Origin of the sequence: Tumebacillus lacus, assembly GCF_026410385.1 — a bacterium.
In the GTDB taxonomy this organism is placed as follows: domain Bacteria; phylum Bacillota; class Bacilli; order Tumebacillales; family Tumebacillaceae; genus Tumebacillus; species Tumebacillus lacus.
Genome location: NZ_JAPMLT010000007.1, coordinates 150,747 through 171,278 on the forward strand (window position 1 = coordinate 150,747; position 20,532 = coordinate 171,278).

The 20,532-nt window shown below is 53.6% G+C and carries 21 protein-coding genes, 1 tRNA gene and 1 pseudogene; 21 read left to right on the top strand and 2 right to left on the bottom strand.

What is annotated here, in order from left to right; translation table 11 throughout:
• Window positions 1-35: 35 nt before the first annotated feature.
• From rarD to OS242_RS13270, 19 genes are all read left to right on the top strand, one after another.
• Window positions 36-938, top strand: a complete 903-nt coding sequence (rarD, locus tag OS242_RS13180) for an EamA family transporter RarD (RefSeq protein ID WP_267152143.1) — start codon at window positions 36-38, stop codon at window positions 936-938.
• A 120-nt stretch (window positions 939-1,058) separates the two neighbouring features.
• On the top strand, window positions 1,059-1,769 hold the full coding sequence (locus OS242_RS13185; RefSeq protein WP_267152144.1) for an RraA family protein: 711 nt from the start codon (window positions 1,059-1,061) through the stop codon (window positions 1,767-1,769).
• Between the two features lie 192 nt (window positions 1,770-1,961).
• Window positions 1,962-2,501, top strand: coding sequence for a glycine-rich domain-containing protein (locus OS242_RS13190; RefSeq protein WP_267152145.1), 540 nt, complete (start codon window positions 1,962-1,964; stop codon window positions 2,499-2,501).
• A gap of 228 nt (window positions 2,502-2,729) precedes the next feature.
• The gene (locus OS242_RS13195; protein WP_267152146.1) at window positions 2,730-2,930 is read left to right on the top strand and encodes a cold-shock protein; all 201 of its coding nucleotides are present in this window, start codon (window positions 2,730-2,732) and stop codon (window positions 2,928-2,930) included.
• A 78-nt stretch (window positions 2,931-3,008) separates the two neighbouring features.
• Window positions 3,009-3,248, top strand: coding sequence for a cold-shock protein (locus tag OS242_RS13200; RefSeq protein ID WP_267152147.1), 240 nt, complete (start codon window positions 3,009-3,011; stop codon window positions 3,246-3,248).
• A 23-nt stretch (window positions 3,249-3,271) separates the two neighbouring features.
• A tRNA-Ser gene (locus tag OS242_RS13205) sits at window positions 3,272-3,360 on the top strand.
• A 239-nt stretch (window positions 3,361-3,599) separates the two neighbouring features.
• Window positions 3,600-4,415, top strand: a complete 816-nt coding sequence (locus tag OS242_RS13210; RefSeq protein ID WP_267152148.1) for a LuxR C-terminal-related transcriptional regulator — start codon at window positions 3,600-3,602, stop codon at window positions 4,413-4,415.
• A 227-nt stretch (window positions 4,416-4,642) separates the two neighbouring features.
• Entirely contained in the window at window positions 4,643-5,821 is a 1,179-nt protein-coding gene (locus OS242_RS13215; RefSeq protein ID WP_267152149.1) for a LeuA family protein, read from the top strand.
• Window positions 5,818-6,411: a cysteine hydrolase family protein gene (locus OS242_RS13220; protein ID WP_267152150.1), complete on the top strand. Its 594-nt coding sequence runs from the start codon at window positions 5,818-5,820 to the stop codon at window positions 6,409-6,411. Before OS242_RS13215 ends, OS242_RS13220 begins: the two co-directional genes overlap by 4 nt.
• Window positions 6,408-7,445 (top strand): TauD/TfdA family dioxygenase, encoded by a 1,038-nt coding sequence (locus OS242_RS13225; protein ID WP_267152151.1) that lies wholly within the window; start codon window positions 6,408-6,410, stop codon window positions 7,443-7,445. The genes OS242_RS13220 and OS242_RS13225 overlap by 4 nt, the downstream gene beginning before the upstream one ends.
• 79 nt (window positions 7,446-7,524) lie before the next feature.
• Complete coding sequence (locus OS242_RS13230; RefSeq protein WP_267152152.1) at window positions 7,525-7,920, top strand: cupin domain-containing protein; 396 nt, start codon at window positions 7,525-7,527, stop codon at window positions 7,918-7,920.
• Window positions 7,921-7,933: 13 nt separating this feature from the next.
• A complete protein-coding gene (locus OS242_RS13235; RefSeq protein ID WP_267152153.1) occupies window positions 7,934-9,169 on the top strand; it encodes an MFS transporter in 1,236 nt (411 codons plus the stop codon).
• 14 nt (window positions 9,170-9,183) lie between these two features.
• Window positions 9,184-10,605, top strand: a complete 1,422-nt coding sequence (leuC, locus tag OS242_RS13240; protein WP_267152154.1) for a 3-isopropylmalate dehydratase large subunit — start codon at window positions 9,184-9,186, stop codon at window positions 10,603-10,605.
• Window positions 10,602-11,198 carry a 3-isopropylmalate dehydratase small subunit gene (gene leuD / locus OS242_RS13245; protein WP_267152155.1) on the top strand — a complete coding sequence of 199 codons (597 nt, stop codon included), beginning with the start codon at window positions 10,602-10,604 and terminating at the stop codon, window positions 11,196-11,198. The genes leuC and leuD overlap by 4 nt, the downstream gene beginning before the upstream one ends.
• Window positions 11,199-11,200: 2 nt before the next feature.
• Complete coding sequence (locus OS242_RS13250; protein ID WP_267152156.1) at window positions 11,201-13,102, top strand: FAD/NAD(P)-binding protein; 1,902 nt, start codon at window positions 11,201-11,203, stop codon at window positions 13,100-13,102.
• Entirely contained in the window at window positions 13,053-14,231 is a 1,179-nt protein-coding gene (locus OS242_RS13255) for an aromatic amino acid transaminase (protein WP_267152157.1), read from the top strand. Before OS242_RS13250 ends, OS242_RS13255 begins: the two co-directional genes overlap by 50 nt.
• Window positions 14,232-14,392: 161 nt before the next feature.
• Complete coding sequence (locus tag OS242_RS13260; RefSeq protein ID WP_267152158.1) at window positions 14,393-15,136, top strand: hypothetical protein; 744 nt, start codon at window positions 14,393-14,395, stop codon at window positions 15,134-15,136.
• Window positions 15,137-15,228: 92 nt separating this feature from the next.
• Entirely contained in the window at window positions 15,229-16,368 is a 1,140-nt protein-coding gene (locus tag OS242_RS13265) for an MBL fold metallo-hydrolase (RefSeq protein ID WP_267152159.1), read from the top strand.
• A gap of 324 nt (window positions 16,369-16,692) precedes the next feature.
• Window positions 16,693-17,604 carry a GGDEF domain-containing protein gene (locus OS242_RS13270; RefSeq protein WP_267152160.1) on the top strand — a complete coding sequence of 304 codons (912 nt, stop codon included), beginning with the start codon at window positions 16,693-16,695 and terminating at the stop codon, window positions 17,602-17,604.
• A 1-nt stretch (window position 17,605) separates the two neighbouring features.
• Here the strand turns inward: OS242_RS13270 and OS242_RS13275 are convergent, their stop codons facing one another.
• A complete protein-coding gene (locus OS242_RS13275; RefSeq protein WP_267152161.1) occupies window positions 17,606-18,226 on the bottom strand; it encodes a lysoplasmalogenase in 621 nt (206 codons plus the stop codon).
• Window positions 18,227-18,416: 190 nt separating this feature from the next.
• Here OS242_RS13275 and OS242_RS13280 point away from each other — a divergent pair.
• Together OS242_RS13280 and OS242_RS13285 are read left to right on the top strand one after the other, a co-directional pair.
• Window positions 18,417-19,634 (top strand): annotated as a pseudogene (locus OS242_RS13280) (SulP family inorganic anion transporter); the annotation flags it as partial.
• A gap of 65 nt (window positions 19,635-19,699) precedes the next feature.
• Entirely contained in the window at window positions 19,700-20,026 is a 327-nt protein-coding gene (locus OS242_RS13285) for an ArsR/SmtB family transcription factor (RefSeq protein WP_267152162.1), read from the top strand.
• 85 nt (window positions 20,027-20,111) lie between these two features.
• Here OS242_RS13285 and OS242_RS13290 read toward each other — a convergent pair whose 3' ends face one another.
• Window positions 20,112-20,423: an MGMT family protein gene (locus OS242_RS13290; RefSeq protein ID WP_267152163.1), complete on the bottom strand. Its 312-nt coding sequence runs from the start codon at window positions 20,421-20,423 to the stop codon at window positions 20,112-20,114.
• Window positions 20,424-20,532 lie beyond the last annotated feature (109 nt).

Below are 20,532 nucleotides of genomic sequence, written 5' to 3' on the forward strand. Positions count from 1 at the left end.
AACGATTCGTGAGTCGAAATAATGGAGAAATGAGTGTGTCATCACTGATGAATCTGGGACATCTGTACGCGTTGCTGGCCTATGTGATGTGGGGGATCTTGCCGTTGTACTGGAAGGTGTATGAGGATGTGGGAGCGGGAGAAATCTTGGCCCATCGCATCATTTGGTCGGTGGTGTTTGTCATGGTCCTGATCGCGGTCACGCGACGGTGGGGCCTGTTGAAACAAGGGCTGCCGGATGCAAAGAGCAGGTGGGCTGTGATGATGTGCTCGATTTTGATCAGTCTGAACTGGTTGATCTACATCTGGGCGGTCAACAACGGTCAGATCCTGCAAGCGAGTCTCGGGTATTATATCAATCCATTGGTAAATGTGTTTGTGGGCGTCTTTTTGCTCGGGGAGCGCCTGTCGAAGTGGCAAGGGGCGGCGATTGTGCTGGCCGGGATCGGGGTGCTGATCATGACGGTATCCTATGGGGAGTTTCCTTGGGTGGCGATCACGCTGGCGCTGTCGTTCTCGATCTATGGATACACCAAGAAAAAAGTGCAGGTGGACCCGATGGTCGGTCTGTCGCTGGAGACGGTGATCGTGTTGCCGTTTGCGTTGTTCTATCTGTTCTTCTTTGCCCAGGGCGGGCAGGCTTTGTCTGTCTTGTCAGGGTGGGAGCTGGCAGGTCTCACGCTGTCGGGAGTTGCGACGGCGTTGCCGTTGTTGTTCTTTGCAGAAGGTGTGAAGCGGCTGCCTTTCACGGTGATCGGCTTCATTCAGTACTTGTCGCCGACGATTTCTCTTTTGATCGGGGTCTTGGCGTTTGGAGAGGACTTTACGGTCGTGGAGATGACCAGCTTCGGTTTGATCTGGAGTGCTTTGGTGCTCTATTCTCTGCAGATGGTGAAAAAGCAAAAAACAGTCGAGATCCAGCCAAACGTATCGTCGTAGCTGATGGTTCTACTACCGTCAGCTTTTTTATTTTTTCTGTTGTTAAACATCCATTGCAGATGTTAGGCTGAGAGCAACGACAAACTGACCACAAGAACGATTGGTGAAGGGAGCCCGCTCATGGACAACCAACAATTGCAAACCGCTTTTGCTCATCTCTCCACGCCGCTGGTCGCCGACGCGTGTTTGCGCTTGCAGATCCCGTATCGGATGGCACCCGCCGGTCTTCGTCCGCTGCAGCCTGGGACGCGCACAGCAGGCCGTGTGTTGCCGGCGAGACATTACGGCAGCGTCGACATCTTTTTGGAAGCGATGCACACCGCAACGGCCGGGGATGTGCTGGTCATCGACAATCAAGGCCGAGTCGACGAAGCTTGCATCGGCGACCTGACCGTCTTGGAAGCCAAAGCCAGTGAGCTGGCGGGGATTGTGGTATGGGGCTTGCATCGCGATACGTCAGAACTGCTGGAGATCGATTTCCCGGTCTATAGTTATGGAGCCGTGCCGTCCGGTCCGCAAAGGCTGGACCCGCGTCAGTCCGACGCGTTGCATACCGCTTCTTTCGGGGGCTTTACGGTCGGTCGAGAGGACGTTGTGTTCGCGGACAGTGACGGTGCCCTGTTCGTACCCGGAGACGCCGACCTCCAGCAGTTGATGGCCGTCGCCAGCACCATCGCACAAACGGAACGCCGCCAAGCGGAGATGATCCGCTCCGGACAGACGCTCCGTGATCAATTGCGTTTTTCTGACTATCTGGACAAACGGTCTGCAAACGCCGAGTATTCCTTCCGGGAGCATCTGCGAAGCATCGGCGGCTCGATTGAAGAGTAAGAAACGATCTGCCCGCTGTCACGAATCCCGACCCCGGTGGTGCGTGACAGTTTTTTTATGAGAAATGTGGGGGTACGATGTACCCATGTCGCTTTTTATCTTTCGGAAAAATCAGTTCTTACGTCATGTCATATGCTCATTCAACATATCTATGGACTATGCAACGGAAGTCCTGGAAGGAGAGTGAGCACGATGGCAGACTATCAACGGGTGATGACACCGAGTCAAGCGATCAACGCATTGGACTTGGAGCCGATGAAAGCCAAGTTGATCGAGGAAGGTGAGGGACACGGCTGGACGCTGGAAAAGGCGGATGCGGTCGGGGAGGTGTATCGTTGCTTTTTTTACCTGAACCTCAAATTCCCGGAACGTTACTTGGTACCGACCAAGGACATCGATCTGTTCTGGCACCAACACATCTTGGACACGCAAAAATACGCGGAAGACTGCCAGCGTGTGTTCGGAAAGATCCTGCATCACTTCCCGTACGTGGGCATGCGGGGCGAAGAGGATGCGGCGGTCTGGAAAGACTGTTTCCAAAAGACGCTCCAACTGTTCCGTACGAGTTTCCCGAAGCGGCAGGGCACCTGGATCATCAGGACAAGGCAGCCCTGTGCGTCGATGAAACATGGCCCTACGTGCAGGATCGAATTCAGTCCGGTGTTCGACCGGTGCCAAAAAGATAGGCGTGTCGAGCTGACGTCCGGGTCGGGCAGACGTCAGCTTTTTTAGATAAAGTGCGAAGTGTCAGGTTCCTCCAATTTTTTCTTTTTCGCTCAACCGCTTGCAATTGATTCTAAATGTGGTATGCTTATAACAGTTCCAAAGATGAGACCTGAATTCACTTGTTGTAAAGGGTTATCATGAGGAGATGGAACCTTTTCCAATGTGTGAATTTTATTTATTACGGTGAATAAGAAGCGCATGTTAACAATTCCCATTATCTGGAGGTTTTTTCTAATGCAAAACGGTACCGTTAAATGGTTCAACGCTGACAAAGGTTTCGGTTTCATCGAGGTTGAAGGCGGCAGCGACGTATTCGTACACTTCTCCGCTATCACCGGCGAAGGCTTCAAGACCCTCGACGAAGGCCAACGCGTACAATTCAACGTTGTTGAAGGCAACCGCGGCCCGCAAGCTGAAAACGTTGTAAAGCTGTAATGTCAGACAGAATGACTGCCCTTAACCTGGTTAGGGGCAGTTTTTCTTTTGTCCGAACATTTTGAGGAGGGATCATCCATGTACAATCGAGCAAAACCGGTCGAACTCCCAGAGGGGGTCACGGCGATCTGGTCCTGCACCCAAGAAGGTTGCAAAGGCTGGATGCGGGATAATTTTGCGTTTGAAGTGACGCCTACGTGCCGTCTGTGTTCGCATCCGATGGAGAGCACCACCAAGATGCTGCCGCTGCTCCAAAACTCCAACGTCGATCTGAAAGCAAGCAAGAAAGGCACCCAGATCGGGCGTTCGTCGATCTAACAGACCTTCGCGTCTGTTTTCCTGGAGAGGTACCGAAGCGGTCATAACGGGGCGGTCTTGAAAACCGTTAGGGGGCAACCCCACGCAGGTTCGAATCCTGTCCTCTCCGCCAACTTCATCAGCTATCAAGAGTGTACGTCATGGGTGTTTTTCCATGGCGTTTTTTGTATTCGTGATCCTGACGAAGCGTTAAGGATAAAATAATAATAATTTAAAACTTGGAAGGCTTACTAGTTTGTAGTACAATTGTTTAGGGAATTGTTTTCTTTTACAAATAGTGATTCCGTTTTATGAGTTAAAGATGAGGAGCAAAACGAAATCATCTTGTATGGATCAAGGGGGAGTAAACGTATGAGTGTCTTTGAAGCGACGGAACAAATTCACCGGAATTGGAGCGGTTTGTCCAATTTGGACCGTTATACGGTAGAGGCCTGGGAGAAACGATTCAAGTATCCAAGCGCTGATCACATACCGACCAGACTTTCCGCGCCAGCTCTCGAGTCCCTTTTATATCGGAATAGGGAATTTATTGAAATTGCAGGACATGACTTGGCGTTGGTAGACACCGAGATTGGGATTCCCCATTTTTTTCTGGTGACCGATCCGAACGGGATCTTGATTCAATTGATCGGGCAAGCGGAAATGATCGAAAAGCTCCGCGGATACAATGTGGATGTAGGAACTCCTTTTGCATTTGAACAGGCGGGAATCAACGGAGTCTCTCTGGCGATGCGACTGCAATCCACAGTGGTCGTTCAAGGCGAGCAGCACACGATGCAACTGTGTAAAGACTGGACTTGCATCTGTTCGCCCGTTCGCATCTTTGATGAGGTCTGCGGGTATATAGATTTATCATTCGGGTCTGACGTGGATGTGACGTTTGCAGTGCCCCTGCTCAAAAAGACGATTGAGGAAATTGAGCGGAAGTTGAAAAAAACCAGACAGTCCATTGGCGGCGGAGCAACAGCATATTTGTTATTTGAACCTTATAACCTGTCCAACCGGGAGAAAGAAGTGGCCTATGGTTGGCTGCAAAACAAGAGTGCTTTGCAAATGGCCCATACGATGGGGATCACGGAAGGCACGGTGCGAAACGTGCTGAAGAAAGTATACGCCAAAACGGGCGTCAGTGATAAAGGGCAGTTCTTCAGGAAGTTTCTTGTATAAATATGTCCAACATGTGAGAATTGATAGAGAACTTCACCCGTGACAACATGGGTGAAGTTCTTTTTTTATAATCTAAAATGAAATAATATATATCCCATTTAGGATAATTATGTGTCCTATATGGTATATGTTTTTAATTTAGAAGCGGTGATATGATTTTAATAAGAGTAGCTACACTTTAAAACAAGTAGCTGCCATTTTAGTAAATTTATACAGGTGGTGTTGAAATGGGCAAGCGTATGATTCGTATGTTTGATACTACGCTCAGAGATGGTGAACAAGCGCCTGGCAATGCGATGACACCGGAACAAAAACTGGAAATCGCATTGATGCTTGAAGAAGCTGGAGTCAATACGATTGAAACAGGATTCCCTGCTTCTTCGCGCGCTGATTTTTTGGCAACTCAGATGATCAGCGAACATTTGACGACGGCATCCTTCTCCACGTTTTCGCGTGCTCAAGTAAAAGATGTGAAGACCGCGATCGAAGCCGGCGGGGTGAGTGACCGGCACATTGTGATGCTGGCGGCGACCGGCAGTGACCTGCACTTGAAAAACAAGCGCAATATCACTCGCGAGCAAGGGATCGCTGAAGTTACGGAAGCTGTTGCCTATGCCAAGGAACAAGGCATTGCAAATATCACGGTGGGCATCGAGGATGCAAGTCGCGGTGCGTATGACTATATCGGAGCGATCACGAAAGCCTCGATTGAGGCGGGTGCAAACCAGATCATTTTGGCGGATACCACAGGTTTTGCCACGCCCGCATCCTTTGGGGATCTGGTTCGTTTCGTGCGCGAGGTCGCAGGACCTGCCATCAAGATCTCGGTGCATTGCCACAACGATCTGGGTCTTGGTGTTGCCAATGCAATCGCAGGTGTCCAAGCAGGTGCAGACGAGATCCAAGCCACCCTTGGCGGCATCGGTGAGCGGGCAGGAAATACTTCGCTGGAACAAGTGGCGGCGTTGCTGTACTACAAGAGCGACGAATACGGGCTCGAGACTTCCGTTCAACTGGACAAGTTGTATGAAGGCTATCTGCTGCTGAGCGAAGTGATTCAATTGGAAGAATCCCGTACGCAGCCTTTGTTTGGGAAATATGTCTTCAGCACGGCTGCAGGCATGCACCAACAGGGGATGTTGAATGATCCTGATACGTATGAATACGTGAAGCCGCGGGACTTGGGCCGCGATAGATCGCTGCTGGTCACCCGTCATTCCGGCAGAACGATCATTCGTCATCTGCTGCACGACCTGGGTGTCTCGCACAGCGATGAAGATGTGAATCATCTGTATGACAAATTTATTTTCAAGCAGCATTCCAGCTTGTGTGACGATCTTGTCACCTTTAGAGAGAAGATCATGCAAGAACTTCAACATCAAACGGCGGAGGTGGGTGTCTCATGAAGAAGGCATTGCTGGTCCTTGATTTTATCAACGATATCGTTCATGAAGAAGGAAGCATCGGCAAAGACGGCTATTATCACCACGAGCAGGAACAACAAGCGGTGGCGAATACCGCGAAGGCGATCGAGGCCGCTCGGAGAATGGGCATGCCGGTCCTGTATGTCGTCGTCGGTTTCTCCCCGGGGTATCCGGAGTGGAACGACCGTTCCAAACTGTTCCGCCCGCTGAAAGAGAAGGGGCAACTGGTGCTGGGCACGTGGGCGACGCAGGTGCATGATGCCCTGCAGCCGATGCCGGGTGAATACGTCGTGACAAAGAACCGGATCGATCCGTTCTATAACACCAATTTGGAAATCATGCTCCGCAACATGGAGATCGATACGCTGTACTTGACCGGGGTCTCGACCGAGTTTGTCATCTTGAGCACCACGCTCAGCGGGCATGACCGCGGGTATGTGGTTCGACCGCTGGAAGATTGCATTTCGTCCAGCGACGCGCACAGCCATGCATGTGCGATGAACGTCATCGAAAAACTGGCGGACGTGTACACCCTTGAACAATTCATGGCCGAGGAGGGCGTCAAACTGTGAAAGCCTATCACGTATTTTCCGAAGAGCAACACAAAGAGTTGTGTGCAGCACTTTCCGATCTTTCGGCGATCTCGCCGTATGTCGACTACTCGGCGTTTCAAGCACGGATGATCCGCAACGTGGAAGAGGGTGTGTTGCCGAAGTTTTTCCTCGACCTGTGCGAACGCATTCGCGCTGACCGGGCACACGGCCGTCACGTTCACGTCCTGAAGAATTGCCCGGTTGATACGGACGTTCCGGATCTCAATCATGATGACCCGGTAAACGACAAGTATCGCCTGAAGAAAACGTTCCTCGGCGAAGCATTCCTCGGCACCTTCGCTCACCTGCTGGAAAATCCGTTGCTCTCTTACGCATCGCGCAACAACGGCGATTTCTTCACCGATGTCGTGAGCATCAACCGGTTCCGCGGCATGCGCACCGGCTTCACCGACGGGGATCTGATCTATCACAACGACCGTTCGAGCCATCCGGTGCGTGCGGACTACATCACCCTCTTGGGCGTGCGTTGCCCGGAAGACGATCTGGTGTACACCACGTATGTGGACAGCCAGGACATCATCAGCCACTTGACCCCGGAGCAGGTGGAGGCGCTGAGTGAGAAGTGGTATTACACAGAAGTGGACGATCTGACGAAAGACAAGATCAAAAACTGGGATCGCTCAACTGCGCACGCAGTCCTTCAGGGCGAAGGCAAGATCTGCTTCACCGACACGATGACCCATCCGCTGCCCGATGCGCCGGTGGCTGCCGTGCATGCACTGCTGGCCTTCACGAATGCCGTCACCAAGGCGATGAAGCATCGTCATAAACTCGATTACGGGGATCTGTTGGTCTTCTCCAACCAATATGGTCTGCATAACCGCGAACGCATTGAAGTCAACAACCCTGAAGACACGGCAAAGCGTTGGTTGTTGAAAACTTATTCCTTCAAGAGCCGGGCGGTGTCTGATACGTACGCCGACTACTGGGTGAACGATGTGTACGGCTGCGTGAGCGACGGACTTGAAAAAACGGCTGTAACTTCAATGTAAGATGTTCAACTAATAAAATAAATCAGATGAAAGGAAAGTATGATTTTGTGAAGAAACACTATCATACGAGGTGGACCTTATGAGCATGCAAGTGGCTGACCTGATGAAAGCATTGCCGGTTCTTCTTCAACTGAACGAATCGGGCATGTTGTCTGATACTGAGATCGAGTTCCAACCGTTCAAAGCCAATGAACGGTCCGCTGCCGAGGTTCATTGGCTGTTCCGTCCCGAGGAAACGGGAGGCTGCGCTGCAGGTCTCGTGCGCTATGCAGCGGGCGGCAGTTCTCCGGCTCATGAGCACACGGGCTTTGAGATCATCTACATCTTTGATGGCGAGATGATCACGAACCAAGGTGTGCTCAGAAAGAACGAGCTCATCTGTTTGCCTCCGGGCAGCCAACACAGCTTCCACAGCGAAACGGGTTGCTTGGCTTTGATCATCTGGGAGAAACCGCCTCAAGTCGTCAAACCGTGAAAGGGGTAAGAAAATGGACACACTCTATTCGACTGCATCAAGGTACCGTTGGATCATCTTGTTAATTGGTGTACTCGCGCAAATCACGTTTGCTGTCGGATTTGTCGGGGTTCCTGTCACCGGGGTCCTCATGCGCGAGGACTATCAATTTACCCTCAGTCAGTTAGGTTTTGTCCTTGGATGCATGGGGCTGGGTGTTGCGATCTCCGAAATCGCCTGGGGCGTTTTGACCGACAAACTGGGCGATAAGATCGTCCTGATGATTGGGCTTGGAGGAATGGGCGCTGCGTTTTTGGCGATCTCGATTTGGCTTGTACCGAACGGAGATATGATTCCGAGTTACATATCGTTGGGTGTCCTGTTGATACTTGCGGGCGCGATCGGAGGCAGTATCAACTCTGCCTCCGGGAGTGCCGTCATGACATGGTTCCAAGATCATGAGCGAGGCTTTGCGATGAGTATTCGCCAGACGGCGATCCCTGTCGGCGGAGCGATCGGGTCGGTTACCTTCCCGTTCATCGTGGCCGGTTACGGTTTCGGTGCCGCTTTTCTTTCGTTTGCCGTCTTGTGCTTTGCCGTCACGCTGTTGGTCTGGTTTGGGATGAAAGTAAAAGAGGTGGGTCAGGCTGCTGCCGGCACCTCGCAGGCGAGTGACGTTTCCCCGCTGAAACGGATGTCGGTGTGGAACATCGCGCTGGCTGGTTGCGCGTTGACGTTCCCTCAGATGGCCGTGCTTACGTTTGCTGCTGTCTTTCTGACCGATGAACACCATCTCAGCATGGGAACGATCTCGCTGATTCTGTTCGGTGTCCAATTGGGCGGCGGGGCTTTGCGGATCATCACGGGGCGTCTAACCGATAAGTATAAAAATCGCCGCCAAGTCCTGCGCTGGATCGCGGTCATCGCCGCTGTGGCAGGGATCGTGCTGGGTCTGGTCTCCCATCAAAATACGTTCGTCGTCGTCACGTTGCTGGCGATCACCGGGCTGGCCGGGAATGCATGGCATGGCATTGGCTACACGGAAATCGCAGTGGCTGCCGGTGTCCGCTATGCAGGCACCGCGTTAGGCATGATGGGAGCGACTGTGTTTATCGTATCGTTTGTCATTCCTTATATGATTCCGATCATTCTCGGAGTCGCTTCCTGGACGGGTGTCTGGATCATTGTCGGGATTACAGCCTTCCTTGCTTTCCCGCTGTTGGTCCAATCTGTGAAAAAAATTGAAAACAAAGAAGTCAAACATGCCTAAGGAAGGTGAACGTTTTGGCGAAAACTTTGCATGAGAAAATCTGGCAGGCCCATTGTGTGAAGACTTTGGGTGAGGCGGAGGATCTGATCTACATCGACATGCATCTGTTGCATGAGATCAACACGCCGCAAGCTTTCGACAGTTTGCGCGCTGCCAATCGGACCGTGCGCCGGCCTGATCTGACCGTTGCAACTGTTGACCACAATACCCCTACGTCTTCGATCGCCTTGCTGGAAGGGGATGAGTTGCGCAGCAATCAAATTGATCTGCTGCGCGACAACTCTGCGGAGTTCGGCATCCCGTTCCACATGCTGGGCGAAGCGGGGCAAGGGATTACGCACGTCATCGCGCCTGAACAGGGTCTGGTGCTTCCGGGCACCACGGTTGTCTGCTGCGACTCGCACACCACGACGCACGGTGCGTTTGCCGCGCTGGCGTTTGGCATCGGTACGAGCCAAGTGGAACACGTGTTGGCCACCCAAACGTTGCGACTGCAAAAGTTTAAATCTTTCCGCATCACCGTCAAAAACTCCCTGCCTGCAGGTGTTTCGGCAAAAGATCTGGCGCTTGCGATCATTCGCCGGATCGGCACCGGCGGCGGGATCGGGCATGTCATCGAATATGCGGGTGAGGCGATTCACTCGCTGAGCATGGAAGCTCGGATGACGCTGTGCAACATGTCGGTCGAAGGCGGGGCCAGTGCCGGGATTATCGGTGTGGACGACGTCACCATCGACTACTTGCGCAAGGTCTACGCAGCCAAGGGGCGTCCGCTGACAGAGGAAGATGTGGAAGGATGGCGTTCCTTTGTGAGCGATCCTGACGCAGTCTTTGACAAAGAGATCGTGATCGATGCGGCGGCACTCGATGAGTCGGTCACCTGGGGGACCAACCCGTCCCAAAGCATCACGTTCGACGAAAGCATTCCGGCTGTCTCTGACTACGAAGATGCAAGTCAGCAACTGGCAGCAGAGCGCGCTTTCGAATATATGGACCTGCAACCGGGTCAAACTCTGCGCGACCTCTCGATCAATAAAGTCTTTGTCGGCTCTTGCACCAATGGACGCATCGAGGATTTGCGCGTTGTGGCGGGGGTCTTGGAGGGGCATAAAGTACATCCGGATGTGCATCTGTTGATCGTGCCGGGCTCCGTTCAAGTGCGCGACCAAGCCATTCGGGAAGGGCTGGATGAAATCTTCCACGCGGCGGGGGCAGACTTCCGTCCCTTGCCGGGCTGCTCGCTGTGCTGCGGCCTGAATGAGGACCAGATGAAAGCCGGTCAACGATCTGTCTCGACCAGCAATCGAAACTTTGAGGGACGGCAGGGAGCCGGTGCAAGAACGCATATCGCGTCTCCTGCTGTGGCAGCTGCCAGCGCGATCATCGGGCGGATCGCTCGCCCGTCAGATCTGGAAGCATGGGGGAAGGCAGAATGAGCAGAGCACAAATCAGCGGATGCGGTGTTCCTTTGGTGAGAAACAACGTGGACACGGATCAGATCATTCCCGCGCGCTTTTGCTACAAAGCACAACGCGTGGGACATGCGGATTCCTTGTTCGGCAATTGGCGTCAAGACCCGTCCTTCGTATTGAACGACGCCAGATACGCCGGCAACGCGATTTTGGTGGCCGGACGTGAGTTTGCCACCGGTTCGTCTCGCGAATATGCGGTTTGGGCAATCAAAGACTATGGTTTCAAAGTGGTGATCGCAGAAAGTTTCGGCGATATCTTCTATAAAAATGCGATCCTCAACGACGTTTTGCCGTTGAAGACGACGGAGCAAGGCGTTGAAACGCTGTGGGAGATCCTTGGCCGCGACCCGCAAGCATCGATTCACATCGATCTGGACAAAGAGACGATCATGATCGAGGATCATGTCTTGCCGGCGATCATGGATGAACATTTCAAGCGCAAATATATCCTCAATCTCGATGACATCGCGCAAACGCTTGAGGAGATCGAATCGATCAAAGCGTTTGAATCGTCGAGAAACAGACATTTGGCCACTACGGTACACAGAGGAGTATGACTATGAATGAGTCGCTAAAAGTTGCCATCATCGGCAGTGGTCCTCGCGGCATGTCGGTTCTTGAACGAATGGCAGCCCATCTGATTGAAGCAGACAACGGGGAACCGGTTGAAATTTTCCTGATCGACGATGTCAACATCGGGACAGGGAGAATCTGGAAGACCGATCAATCTCATTTTCTGCTGATGAACACCATCGCTCCGGAAGTTTCAGCTTTTTCCGGCTTTTGGGACGGTGGGGAAGTCCGTCCTGGCAACGGTCCTTCTTTTGCTCAGTGGTGGCAGACGCACCGTGACGATTATTCCGAATATGGCGGGTATGGACCTCGTGCCATCTATGGGGAATACTTGCTGTTCGTCTTAGCAACTGTCGAGCGCACGCTTCCGCCGGCTGTCACTTTGCACAAAGTGACAGCTCGTGTCGACAGCTTGGACGAACTCGATGCCTCTCAATTGTTGCATCTCTCCACCGGTCGCACGCTGGAGGTACACCGGACCGTATTGGCAACCGGCCATCCGGTGAACGAGACGAGCGGTCATGAATCGACGATGGAAGAATTCGCGGCTCGCACACCTGGTGTTTCCTATTTAAAAGGAGACTCGGTCGCGTCGATGGATTTCTCGTCGATTGAGCCGGGTCAACACGTCGGCATCATGGGAATGGGATTGACTTTCTACGATCTCATGAGCGAACTGACGATGGGCCGCGGCGGGAAGTTCTCCAAAAATGACGACGGCTCGATGACGTATCATCCGTCCGGACGAGAGCCGCGCATCTTTGCCGGCAGCCGCAGCGGCTTGCCTGTCCAAATGCGCGGTCTCAACCAGAAGCCGTTTGACTATGAATATCAGCACGCCATCTTTACGGTGGAGCGCGCTCTGATGATTCGTGAACGCGGTGATGTGTACTTCCACCGTGATGTGCTGCCCTTGCTGGAAGCTGAGATGACGCTCGTGTATGCGGAGACGAAACTGCGACTGGAAAAGGGTGAGGAGGAAGCGCAGAAACTGCGCAATCTGGTCTTGGAACACCAAGTGCAGACAGTGGAAGGCGTCATGATGCTGGCTCATACGCTGGGCGTTCCTTACCCGGTTGGTGTGAATCTCTATCAGCTCGGCTACCCGTTTAAAGGATGCACCTTCTCATCTCCCGAGTCGTTCAAAAAAATGATGTTGTCCGTGCTGGAAACAGACTACGCGGAAGCTATGAAGGGCAATGTGAACTCCCCGATCAAAGCGGCGCTCGATGTGATTCGCAGTACGAGACACATCATTCGACTGTTTGTGGACTTTGGCGGGCTGAATCCTGAGTCGCATCGGGAAGAGTTCCTGAAAAAGTTTAATCCGGTGTGCAACGCGCTGTCTGCAGGTCCGCCTGCTTTCCGCAGCCTGCAGTTGCAAGCGTTGATCCGTGCGGACATTCTCACCGTCGTCGGGCCTTCGATCAAGTTTGAACCGTCGGAAACGAGCCCGTGCATCAAGATGTATTCTCCGAGCGTGCTGGATTCGACTGTGGAAGTGAAGACGGTCATTGACGCGCGTGTTCCGAATCCCAACTTGTATCACGACACGTCCACGTTGACTCGTTCGCTGATTGAAAGCGGGATCTACACCCAGTTTGTGAATGGGGCGGATGATGCCCTCTTCGAAACGGGCGGCGTAAACGTGACGCAGTCGCCGTTCCATCCGATCCGGCATGATCAAACGGTCGCTGACCGGCTGTATGTGATCGGCATTCCGACCGAGCATACCCGTTGGTTTATGCAATCGGGCAGCAGTCGTCCGAACAAATGGAATGATTTGATGGTGGATGCAAACGCAATCGCTGCGGATATCTTGCAAAGGGGGAAAGGCGATGCAAACGCTGATCAAGACCAGCATTATGCAATTGCTCGAACTTTATAGGCAGGACCCGCGTGCCGATAAACTCAACCTGACGGCGGGGATCTATATGGACGAGTCCGGTACTTGTCCGATCCTTGACTCTGTGCGTGAGGCCGAAGCCTTTCGCGTGCAGAACCAATCCAGCAAGGCAACATTCAATCTGACGGGTGCGCCCGACTATCAACAGGCTGTACGCACGCTGCTGTTCCCGAACATGGGGGGCAGCGGTGAAACCCATCATGTTCAGGTCATCCAAACGTTGGGTGCGAGCGGGGCTTTGCATTTGGTTGGAAAGTTGGTCAATCACTACACGCCGAACGCAAAGATCTGGCTCAGTGCACCGACGTGGGAAAATCATCCGGCTGTTTTGAACAGTCACGCGGGCGGGTTTGGCCATTATCGTTATCTCCCGGCTCATCTGGATGAAGTGAGCCTCGATACGATCTTGGCGGATCTGGAGTCTGCAAAACCTGGCGATTACGTGCTGCTGCATGCCTGCTGTCACAATCCGACGGGGATGGATCTCAATCTGTCTCAATGGACGAAAATGGCAGACTTCTGCGCAGAGCGCCATCTCATTCCTTTGTTCGACTTTGCGTATCAGGGCTTTGCTCATTCGCCGGAGCGGGACGCTGAATTGTTCGATGCATTTAAGGAACGGGTCGACAGGTTCCTGATCTGCAATTCGTTCTCGAAAAATATGGGCCTCTACGATGAACGGATCGGCGCTTTGACGCTGGTCTTTAAAGAGGAGGAGCAGGCGCTCGATTGGAACAATACGGCGAAAAGATTGATCCGATCCAGCTATTCCATGCCGCCGACGCATGGCAGCTTTATCGTCAGCCATATCCTAAACGACCCGGACCGCTGTGCCCGTTGGCAGCAGGAATTGGCCGGTATGTGCAACGATCTTCACACACGGCGTGCTGCATTTTTTACTGAATTGGCCAATGCCGGTATTCAGGATCAAGTGCTGACATATCGCCAACAGCAAGGGATGTTTGTGATGCTGAATCTCTCCGAGCAACAGATCGACACGTTGCGAGAGCGATCTGGCATCTATCTGCTCGGCAATGGCCGAATCAGTATCGCGAGCCTCCGTACGGAAATGATGCCGAGATTTGTTGAAGCACTGAAGAGCGTGATCTGAGTCACGCGCCACGAGAACCGTATCCGATTTGGATGCGGTTTTTTGTGTACGCATGTGTGCTTGCAGCGCAAGGAATCGAATTGCTGGAATTGAACGGCTTGTGTATCATGAGATTATCCAGTAAATGAGGCTTACGAGACGGTGAAGGAGTGATTGCAGCGATGCAAGGTTACAAAACGGTACCACGCCAGCATTCCGTCACAGCTCAACGCGCAGCACATCCGGTACGCACCGCACAAACGGGAGCCGGACGCCTTTTGCAGATGCAGCAGTTGTACGGGAATCAGAAGATGGGCCGGCTGTTGACGCAGTATCGCGGAGCTCCTTTGCAACGGATGACGTCGGAAGGGGAGTCGTCTGAACCAAAAGGGCAGGTCACGATCTCGCAGATCCCGGAGGAGAAGTTTTTCGGGACAGGACCTGCGGGTGAAAAGGTGACGCTGACTTTGCAGGTGCAAGGCAACCGGGTGATCTCGATCTGGGCAAGCGAAAAAGGGGAGGTCCACACGGGGGAAGTAAAATTTGGCATCCGCCACGGTGTGCCGATCATCACGTGGGTGGAGGCGAGCCCGCAAAGTCAAAGGGTCGGGTCGGCTTTGATGTACTTTGCTGCGAAGGCGTGTCAAGGCGTGGTTCCCACCATTTTCGTAGACAACGTGTTGGAGACGGCTCGCAATTACTACGAGGGCATGGCGTTTGACACCTATCTGACAGTGAAAGAGGACGGAGAGCAGGTGGCCAGCCCGTCCGACATGATCGGGCAGACCTCGGAGATTCTCCTCGCCGCGCAGTCCAGCATGCAAAAAGGATGGGCGAGCGAGACGGGCGAGACGACAACCGACGAGACGGAAACGCAGGGCAAGAACAACAAAAAGAAACGGCAACAGGATTGCAGCGTTCAATAAGTGCGGAGACGGCAAGGTCGCGACTGGATCGCATCGTCGCGGGCATTTTGCCTGTCGCGTTTTTGTATGATGAATCATGAGGAGGTTGAAACATGGCCGTACAAACTGTCAACTCTGAAGAGTTGCACCACTGGCTGGAGCAAGGTGAGCCGCTCGTCCTGCTCGATGTGCGTTCACCGCAGGAGATCGCGGAATGGAAGATCCAGACGGAACCGGGTCTGTTGGTGAACATTCCGTATGCCGCGTTCGAACAAGGGGACGCGTCTGCGTGGCAAGACCTGCCCAAGGGCAAAAAGATCGCGGTCATTTGCCGTCGCGGCCGCACAGCCAAACTGGCTGCCGATGTGCTGGCCGAGCACGGCGACTATGATCTCTATGTCTTGGAACGCGGCATGCAAGGCTGGAGTCAGTTTTATCACCCGGTCACCGTGCATGCGGACGACTCGTATACCCTGATCCAGATGATGCGGCTGGGCAAGGGATGCCTGTCCTACATGATCCACTCCGGCGGCGAGGCGGTCGTCGTCGATCCGGGTCGTCATGTCGAGGAGTATGTTCGCCTGGCCGAGCGGGAAGGAGTGCGGATCAAGCACATTCTCGACACACATCTCCATGCGGATCACATCTCGGGCGCGAGTGAGTTGGCCGCACAGACCGGTGCGACCTACTATCTCTCCGCGCAGGAAATGCAGGAGGGTGTCATCCGCTACGAGGATGTGTCCCGCTATGAGCGCATCTCCTTGAGCGGCGTCGACCTGCAGGTGCTCCTGATGCAAACGCCGGGACACACGCCGGGCAGCGTTTCCTTCCTCGTCAATGACCGCTGGCTGCTCTCCGGCGACACGATCTTTGTCAGCGGACTGGGTCGACCCGATCTTGGAGGCAAGGCGCAGGAGTGGGCGTTGAAGCTCTATGAAACGGTGCTCGGCCAGATCGCGCCGTTGTCTGATGACGTGGTGGTGCTCCCGGCTCATTTTTCTGAGATCAGCGAACGGTGCGCGGACGGATATGTAGGCGCCGCCTTGGGCCGCATCCGGGCAGACAACGCCGTGATGCGTCTGACGGATGCGGCTGCGTTTGCGGCGGAAGTGACAGCACGCATCGGCACGACCCCGCCCAACTACGCAGAGATTGTGCAGATCAACCGCGGACTGGTCACAGCAGACGACGACAAGCGACTGGAGCTGGAAGTCGGTCCAAACCGCTGCGCAGTCAAACATCTGCCGCAATAGAGCAACGGCGATCTCACCAAGAGAGGCACCCTTCCTGGGTGTCTCTTTCGATTTCACGACCGCCTCCTCCGCAGTGTGTTTTTATTTAGACTTTACATGTAATTTAATTCCAACTTGAATCGTGTGCACAACTTGTGTATTCTCGAAGAAAGGAGGAGAACAGGTATGGGGTCCAATCATCGCATTTCTGATTTCAACGCTCGCTGGAGGCGGCTGTCTCTCAATACGTATTGGCTGGTTTTGATGCTTTCCTGTGTGGGCTCTGGACTCAATATTCTGCTTCTTCCAATTGAGGATGCGCACCGTCAAGATCTGCACACCCTTTTGATCGTTACACTTGTGCAAATCGTGCTGATTGCCACGGCTGAGTGGACGCTTCGATATCGAAAGCAATTTTTTATAGATGTGATGATCGTGCTCGGTGCTGTGTTGGCTGCGACGCTGTGTATCGTCAACAAAGAACCGGGCATTCTGTTTGTCTTAGTCCTGCCGATCCTCGTCCCGACTTTCTTGGGACAGCAGCAAAATCGAACGTTGTTCTCTTTGGCGGCGTCGCTCGTGACTTATTTTCTGTTGGTTATGTTCCACGAGACGATCAGAATACGGACGAGCCCGAATGAAGTGATCTTGATCGTTTCGTTGATGGTGTCGTTTGCCTTTATCACCGTCGGGGTGCACAAGCGGGGGAGCGAGTTGCTCAAGATCCTGCTTTCTTCAATCAGAGAAAAACAAGAGATCGAACGCGTATCCAAACTGGATGCGTTGACCGGACTGTCGAACCATCGCAATTTTCATGAAACGCTGGAACGGCACCTCGATGAGTATGATCGAGACCCGTTTCCGCTGTATCTTTTGTTGCTCGATCTGGACTCATTCAAGAAAGTCAATGACACGTACGGTCATCTGGCAGGCGATCTCGCGTTGAAGTATGTGGCGGGTGTGTTGCAAACGGCGATGATCGACCAGGCGGCCGCTTTCCGATACGGCGGAGAGGAGTTTGCCGTATTGCTCACTCACTGCACACCGTCGGAAGCGATCCGATTCGCGGATCGGATACGCGAGGAGATCGCCAAGCAGGCGCATCCGGAACTGGGCGGCAGGCATCTGAGCGTCAGTATCGGTGTGAGCCGGTATCGGCCGGAGCTCCACAAGGAGGAGCTCTTTGCCGAAGCGGATGCGTGTCTGTATGAGGCGAAGCGCACGGGGAAAAACAAAGTGGTAGTGCACAAGGATTGATTTAGAGAAGCGACCACGCAAGCAGCAACTGGGCGGAGTAGTAGGTCGCCATGACGGTCAGTTCGGCCGTTAGTGAGGGTTTGATGAAACGGTTCCAAGCGAGGACGGAGTCGGAGATCAGAAACAGCGCGGCACCGGCCAGCATGAAGGCGTCGCCAGTAAGAAAGGCGCGCCAGACCATGATCAGGATCACGGTGATGTAGCACATGACGGCGACGAGCAGTCCCATGCCCCCGGAAGCCAAGACGCCTCGGCGCAGCACGGCGACCGACAGGAGGCCGAGGAGTGTTAATACGACGGCCACGCTCGCTGCGTGTTCGTTGTCGCCTTGATCGGCAAACGCCGCGATGTAGCACACGTGGGCTGCAAAAAACGAGCTGAGCCCCGCCAAGAATCGGTCGCTTGGCAACACCAAAAACACATCTCCCGCCAGAGAGAGCACAAGGCCCGCCAGGAGCCATCGATGCCAGTCGTTGCTCCAGTCGGCACCAAGGAAAGCCAGAACGATGATCAGGATCATCGTAAAAGGCTTCCACACATATCTTGCTTTTGTCCAGCCGCGGCTGATGGCGAACAGATCCATCAAACCGCTGCCGATTGCAACACCTGTCAATATGATCACGGTCACAGCCTCCTCCAGATGTAAAACGGCTATGACAATTATAACCGACGTGGAGTTTCCTGTCGGTCTTTTTGCGTGGAACACCAGTAAAATACCCCTCTATGTTTGACAGGCGGTTTCGGCGGTGATACTATTCCTGTATATTCAAATATTCAGAGATACGGATATTGATAGGAAGGATGAAGTCACCGTGGAAACACTCGACAAACGTGTCTACACACTCGGGCGCTTGAAGAAAGACTTGCTGTCCGGTCTGATCGTCGGGGTGATCGCGATCCCGCTGGGGATGGGGTTTGCGATTGCTTCGGGCGTGAAGCCGGAGTACGGCATCTATACGACGATCATCGCCGGCATTCTCATCTCGCTGTTTGGCGGTTCGAAGTATCAAATCGGCGGACCGACGGGGGCGTTTATTCCGATTTTATTTGGCATTGTGATGACGTACGGGTATGAGAAACTGTTGATGGCGGGGTTTTTGGCGGGTGTCCTGTTGGTGATCATGGGGTTGCTGCGAGTGGGCACTCTGATCAAGTTCATTCCCCAATCGGTGACCATCGGCTTTACGTCCGGGATCGCGGTGATCATCTTTACGGGGGAGATCCCGCATTTTCTCGGGTTGCAAGATGTGGAGAAGCACAAATACTTTTTGGATAATCTTCGTGAAATTTTCTTGCATATCGGATCGGCCAATCTGTACAGCATCGTCACCGCCCTCCTCTGTTTGATGCTGATCATCTTGACCGCGCGAACGCTCCCTAAATGGCCAGGGGCGCTGCTTGGCATCGTGGTGGCGAGTGTATGTGCGTGGTGGTTTTATGGCGACAAGGTCGAAACGATCAGGTCTGCGTACGGGCCGATTTCTTCCGCCCTGCCGAGCTTTCACTTTCCGGCGTTCACGTGGGACACGGTGGGCACGCTGATCTATCCCGCCTTGCTGATCGCGTTCTTGGGCGGCGTGGAGTCGTTGCTCTCGGCGGTGGTGGCCGACAACATGTCGGGCAGCAAGCACAACAGCAACAGAGAACTGATCGGGCAGGGTCTCGCCAACATCGTGACTCCGCTCTTCGGCGGCATACCGGCGACGGGGGCGATCGCCCGAACGGCGACAAACATCAAGAGTGGTGCCACATCAAGGGTGTCCGGCGTGATTCATGGTATGATTGTGTTGGTGACGTTGCTGTTGTTTGCGCCCTTTGCTTCCCGGATCGCCTTGGCCAGCCTTGCGCCTGTGTTGATGGTGGTCGCTTGGAACATGAGCGAAAGGCACGAGTTTATGCAGCTGTTAAAGGCGCGGAACAGCGGTTCTTTTGTGATGGTTGTCACCTTTTTGTGCACGGTCTTCCTCGATTTGACGACCGCCGTGTTGGCGGGGATGGTGTTGGCGGCGCTCCTTGGCAAGAAGCGCGTGTGAAGAGGATCGCGGAGCAGACCAAGAAATTTGTTGCGCAGATTGGAAGGAGCAGGAGTCGGTCTATGAACTTGGAAATGCAGCGATTTAAAGCGGATTTTTTTAAGGCGTTGTCACACCCTTTGCGGATCAAGATCTTGGAGTTGCTGTCGGAAGGCGAGATGAGTGTGAACGAACTGCAATCGTTGGTCGGCAGCGAAGGCTCGGCGATGTCGCAGCAACTGAGCATCTTGCGATCCAAAAACATCGTGGTCGGCACCAAAGAGGGCAATCGGGTCATCTACTCGTTGCGAGATCCGATGATCGTCGAGCTGTTGCAGGTGGCGCGCAAGATCTTTAACAATCACTTGATCGACGTGATGAACACGTTGGATAAATTGTCTGATGAATGATTTGCTTCGCTCCATGCAAAAAAGGGAAGCTTGCCACCGGCGCACAGGCCGTTGAGCGAGCTTCCCTTTTTGTCGTTTCGGTCTGTCAGTGTGCAGGATGGTGCTGATAGCGATCCAGATCGATCCGGTCGCCGATGGAAAATTCGACGCCTTCCATCTCCAGCGACAGTCTTTGGACGTTAAAACTCTCGTCGTCTGAGAGGCCGATTTGGCCTTTTGAGTTGATCACCCGATGCCACGGGAGGTGGTGCTTTTGGCTCATCGAGTGGAGAATGCGCACGACCTGCCGGGCCGCTCGTGGACTGCCAGCGAGCGTTGCGATCTGGCCGTACGTCATGACTTTGCCGGGCGGGATGTCCTTGATGATCTGGAGGATTCGTTCGGTAAAAGGGGTCATCGTTTGTCTTTCTCCATCAGTTTGCGCACATGGTCTTTTGGGTTCCAACAGTTGAACTGGTACTTCGGATGGGTGTCAAACCCCAAGCGAGCGCATTTTGTCACCTGTT

Excerpts from the sequence above, each read along its gene's own strand:
- OS242_RS13185 (WP_267152144.1), top strand. The coding sequence starts at position 1,059 with ATGGACAACCAACAATTGCAAACCGCTTTTGCTCATCTCTCCACGCCG.
- OS242_RS13190 (WP_267152145.1), top strand. The coding sequence starts at position 1,962 with ATGGCAGACTATCAACGGGTGATGACACCGAGTCAAGCGATCAACGCA.
- OS242_RS13195 (WP_267152146.1), top strand. The coding sequence starts at position 2,730 with ATGCAAAACGGTACCGTTAAATGGTTCAACGCTGACAAAGGTTTCGGT.
- OS242_RS13200 (WP_267152147.1), top strand. The coding sequence starts at position 3,009 with ATGTACAATCGAGCAAAACCGGTCGAACTCCCAGAGGGGGTCACGGCG.
- OS242_RS13210 (WP_267152148.1), top strand. The coding sequence starts at position 3,600 with ATGAGTGTCTTTGAAGCGACGGAACAAATTCACCGGAATTGGAGCGGT.
- OS242_RS13215 (WP_267152149.1), top strand. The coding sequence starts at position 4,643 with ATGGGCAAGCGTATGATTCGTATGTTTGATACTACGCTCAGAGATGGT.
- OS242_RS13220 (WP_267152150.1), top strand. The coding sequence starts at position 5,818 with ATGAAGAAGGCATTGCTGGTCCTTGATTTTATCAACGATATCGTTCAT.
- OS242_RS13230 (WP_267152152.1), top strand. The coding sequence starts at position 7,525 with ATGAGCATGCAAGTGGCTGACCTGATGAAAGCATTGCCGGTTCTTCTT.
- OS242_RS13235 (WP_267152153.1), top strand. The coding sequence starts at position 7,934 with ATGGACACACTCTATTCGACTGCATCAAGGTACCGTTGGATCATCTTG.
- leuD (WP_267152155.1), top strand. The coding sequence starts at position 10,602 with ATGAGCAGAGCACAAATCAGCGGATGCGGTGTTCCTTTGGTGAGAAAC.
- OS242_RS13250 (WP_267152156.1), top strand. The coding sequence starts at position 11,201 with ATGAATGAGTCGCTAAAAGTTGCCATCATCGGCAGTGGTCCTCGCGGC.
- OS242_RS13255 (WP_267152157.1), top strand. The coding sequence starts at position 13,053 with ATGCAAACGCTGATCAAGACCAGCATTATGCAATTGCTCGAACTTTAT.
- OS242_RS13260 (WP_267152158.1), top strand. The coding sequence starts at position 14,393 with ATGCAAGGTTACAAAACGGTACCACGCCAGCATTCCGTCACAGCTCAA.
- OS242_RS13265 (WP_267152159.1), top strand. The coding sequence starts at position 15,229 with ATGGCCGTACAAACTGTCAACTCTGAAGAGTTGCACCACTGGCTGGAG.
- OS242_RS13285 (WP_267152162.1), top strand. The coding sequence starts at position 19,700 with ATGAACTTGGAAATGCAGCGATTTAAAGCGGATTTTTTTAAGGCGTTG.
- OS242_RS13290 (WP_267152163.1), bottom strand. The coding sequence starts at position 20,423 with ATGACCCCTTTTACCGAACGAATCCTCCAGATCATCAAGGACATCCCG.